Below are 3021 nucleotides of genomic sequence, written 5' to 3'. Positions count from 1 at the left end.
CTTGAGGGCGTGGTCGCGGGAGCGTTCGCCGATCGCCGCCGAGTAGGTCAGGCCGAGGGCGGTGGCCTTGGAGATGCGCCAGTCGAGCCCTGCCTCGGCGGTGAGGGCGTCGCGATCGATCCTGGCTGCGAAGACCGTGGCCGGCGTGGTGCCGGCGACGAAGGCGGTGCGGGCCTGCGGGGTGAGCTCGCCAAAGCCGTGGCGCCAGCCGAGCATGGCCCGGGCGAACAGCGGCATCGCCCCGAGCTGCGCCTCGGCCCGCAAGCCGAGCGTGGTGAAGCCCAGCGTCTGGTCGGAAGAGAGCACACGCAAGGCCGCCGCCCCGCCGCACTCGCTGCCGGCGTCGGTCGAGACCCGGATCAGCGCCAGCTGCGCGAAGGGCTCGAGCGCAAAGCCCTGGAAGGCGAAGGCATAGCCGAGCTCGGCGAAGCCTTGCGTCACCGAGCCCGGACGCTGCAGGCGCAGCAGGTCGCCGAAGCCGCGGATCTGGACCTGGCGGCGGATGTCGCTCTCCGACCAGCTATAGGCCGCGCCGGCGTCGAGACGCAGATTGCCGAAACGCGCCCCGGCATAGAGCGCGGCATGGCCGCTCTCGAGCTTGCCGGTCGAGAGCCTGGCATCGAGATCGAAGCGCGACTGGCTGTAGCCGCCGGCGACGCCGACCTTCAGCGAAGAGCCCGGCGCCTCGTAGAGCATCAGATCGGCGCCGAGCAGGGCGCCACCGCTGCGGCGGCTCAGGCTCGCGGCRTTGCCRTCGCCGTCGGTATTGCCGGTGCTGCCGAAGGCGGTGCCCCAGAGCGCATAGCGCGGCTGCGGCACTGGCGCGGGCATCACGATCGCGCCCTTGCGGCCGGGCAGATCGGCCGTGAAGGCGCCTGCAACCTGACCGGGCGCCTGCGTCAGCAGGGGGCCGCGCAGATGGCCCAGAATGGTGTCGCGCACCAGCCGGCTCTCGTCGATCATCACGCTGACGGCCTGGGCATGGGCCTCGCCCGAGAGCAGGTCGAAGCCGGCGCGCGCCTCCTCCGCCGTCGCCGAGATCAGCGCGTCATAGACCGGATTGCCGACCCCGAGCCGCTCCGCCGCCACCGCGATGAAGCCCTGGTTGCGGGTGGCGGCGATGGAGCTGCGGCCATCGGGGCCGAAGGAATTGTCGTTGCGGGTCATCGTCAGCGTGACGTTCTGGCTGTCGTAAGCCAGCGACGGCGTCAGGAAGGCGAGGTTCGACGTGACGCTGGTGAAGGTTCCGCTGACCCCGCCCGAGGCGGTCAGGATCGTATAGTTCGTGCTTGCTGCGTAGTTGCCGTTCTCGGCCAGAACCTGCACCGTGCCGCCCGAGATCGTCGCCGAGCCCGACGCCACGATCCTGTCGCCCTGGCCGGCGGCGTTGACCTCGACCTGATAGGTCGAGCCTGAGGCGAAGGCGACGTTACCGGAGACGCTCAACGTGCCGATCGAGTTGCCGGGCGCCACCGTCGCGCCGCTGCCGACGCTCACCGCCCCGACCGTGCCCGAGCCGCCGAGCGTACCGCCGTCGAGCGTGACGCTGCTCGCMAGYGAGCCGTTCACCACCAGCTTGCCGCCGGAGACCTTGGTCGAGCCGGTGTAGGTATTGCTGCCCGTGAGCGTCAGCGTGCCGGTGCCGGTCTTGCTGACGCCGCCCGTACCGCTGATCGATCCCGCGAAGCTGGTCGAGCTGTTGTCCGATCCAGCCGTCAGCGTGCCGCTGCCGAGTGTGACCATGCCGGCCCCGGCGAGCGAGCCGATCGTCTGGCTGAAGCCGGCGAGATCGAGCGTCGCGCCTGATGCCACCGTGAAGGCCGAATTGGCGGAGAATGCGCCAGCGACGCCGGCCCGCAGCGTCCCCTCCGACACCGTGGTCGCGCCGGAATAGCTGTTCGTACCCTTGAGGACCAGCGTGCCGGCACCGGCCTTCGAGAGCGAGCCCGTGCCGGAGAAGGACTGCGAGACCGAGAAGGTATTGCCGGCCTCGACGATGTCGAAGCCGCCGCCATTCGTACCGAAGACGATGGTGCGAGTGAGTTCGTGCAGCAGCGTGTCGGTCACCTGCAGCACGCCGCCATCCAGCGTCAGCGCCCCCGAGGTTGCGCCAAGTCTGCTCTCCTTGGAGATACTGATCACCCCGCCCGCGATCGTGGTGCCGCCGGTATAGGAGTTGCCTTCGGTCAGCGTCAGCGTCCCCGTGCCGACCTTGCGCAGGCTGCCATCGCCATAGATCACGCCGCTGAAGGTGGTCGAGGCGTTGGTCGCGCCGGTCTCCAGGGTCGAGCCGCTCCCGATCCCGAGCTGGCCGGCGCCGGCGATCGAACCGGCTGTCACCGTGCCGAGCGTGTCTTTGACGTTGAGCGATGCACCCGCCGCGACAGTGTAATCGGACGCCGCCGACATCGCCTGCGCGCCGGCGATGAGGAGCTCGCCCGCCGCGATCGTGGTCGCGCCCGAATAGGTGCTGGTGCCGGACAGGACGAGCTGGCCATCCCCGCTCTTGGTCAATCCGCCGGTGCCGGAGATCGCGCCGGACAGCGCGAAGGCCTGGCCGACCACGACCTCGATGCCGCCGCCGGCGCTGCCCAGCGTCACCGTCCGCGCGGAGGCGAAGCTGCTTGTCACCGACAGCGTGCCGCCATCCAGCGTCAGGCCGCCGGAGGCCGCGCCGAGATGGGCGTCCGCCCCCACCGCGAGGTTGCCGCCTGTGACCGTCGTGCCGCCGGCATAGCTGTTGGTCCCGGTCAGCGTCAGCCTGCCGGCGCCCTGTTTGGTCAGCCCGCCACTGCCGCCGAGATTGGCCGAAACGTCGATGTCGTAGCCGTTGCTGTCGAAGAAGGCGCCGTTGGCGCCGATGGTCACCACGCCATAACTGTCGAGAAACCATGACGAGCTCATGCGCGCGCGCAGGATGCCGCCGTCCAGATTGAGCGTGCCTCCGGGGTTGACGATGATGTAGTTGGCTTCCAGCACGCCACGGCCGCTGCTGGCATCGCCGACCAGGTTCAGCGTGCC

The 3021-nt window shown here is 70.0% G+C and carries 1 protein-coding gene; it reads right to left on the bottom strand.

Annotated elements, in window-relative coordinates:
• Positions 1-3021, bottom strand: a 3021-nt coding sequence (locus AC1DS0_RS30760) for an autotransporter outer membrane beta-barrel domain-containing protein (RefSeq protein WP_476817992.1), incomplete at both ends; no start/stop codon positions are given.

The organism is Allobosea sp. P4_H5, assembly GCF_056400825.1.
Note: the sequence above shows the minus strand (reverse complement) of the source record. Positions and strands in the feature narration are given on the sequence as shown.